Here is a 973-nt window from a genome sequence, read left to right as displayed (position 1 = left end):
TATATAAGACGCAAATAAGAAATTAACGAGGCCAACCCGTCGCCAAATGGGGTAATGAATAGTAACTTCAACCCAAGGTGGCGATGAACATGAAAAGCGAAGAAATCGAGCGATTGAATACAGCGATGAAAGAAACATCAGATAAACGTCTTTACGAAAGGTACCTGGCCGTCCGTCTTCGTCTGGAAGGGCACTCGTTTGCTGAGATTAGCAATCTGCTTGGTCGCGTTCGTCAAACGATCAGCCTCTATTGGCAGAACTACCAAAAGCATGGTCTTGCGGGTCTGGAAATGGATCACTCTCCCGGACAACCGCCTAAACTCACGGAGGAACAGCGTAGTCAGTTAGCCACGATGCTCGAACAGCAGCAACCGGCGGATGTGGGCTTTGAAGCTCGTTACACCTGGACACTCCCGCTGGTAGCGGAATGGATCAAGCGGGAGTTTGGCATTATCATGAGCGTACGCGGGATTAGCGCGATGCTCAAACGGATGAACTTCAGCTTTACCAAAGCAACCTATACATTAGCCAAAGCCGATGAGGACGCCCAAGAGTTTTTTCGCAAACACACCTTTGCCAAGCTCAAGAAACAGGTTGAGGCGGAAGAGATCAATCATTTGCTCTTTGAAGACGAATCGATGATTCGTTCCTATCAGGCGCTGCAATACAACTGGTTTCCTCGCGGTAAGCAACGCCAAGTGCCAACATATGGCAAGCATGAAGGAGCCAAGCTATTTGGAGCGATCAATTACGAAACCGGACAGGTCCATCATCGTGAAGAAGAAAAAGCCGATGTAGCCGCCTTTATTCGGTTTCTGCAGGATCTGCTATCGGCGTACCCGAATGGGAAGCTCGCTCTCATTCTGGACAACAGCCGCATTCATCATGCTATCGGGCTGCAGCCTTTTTTGAAGGAACATCCGCGCTTGCACTTGGTCTTTCTACCGCCATATAGTCCAAACCTGAATCCGAT

The 973-nt window shown here is 49.1% G+C and carries 1 protein-coding gene; it reads left to right on the top strand.

Features of this window, described 5'->3' with window-relative positions; all coding sequences use genetic code 11:
• Positions 1–89 precede the first annotated feature (89 nt).
• On the top strand, positions 90–973 hold an 884-nt coding region (locus L696_RS0116870), incomplete at its 3' end, for an IS630 family transposase (protein ID WP_025684692.1).

Origin of the sequence: Paenibacillus maysiensis (assembly GCF_000520815.1) — a bacterium.
Lineage (GTDB): Bacteria > Bacillota > Bacilli > Paenibacillales > Paenibacillaceae > Paenibacillus > Paenibacillus maysiensis.
The sequence above is the reverse complement of the archived record's forward strand: the minus strand, read 5'-3'. Positions and strand labels throughout refer to the sequence as shown.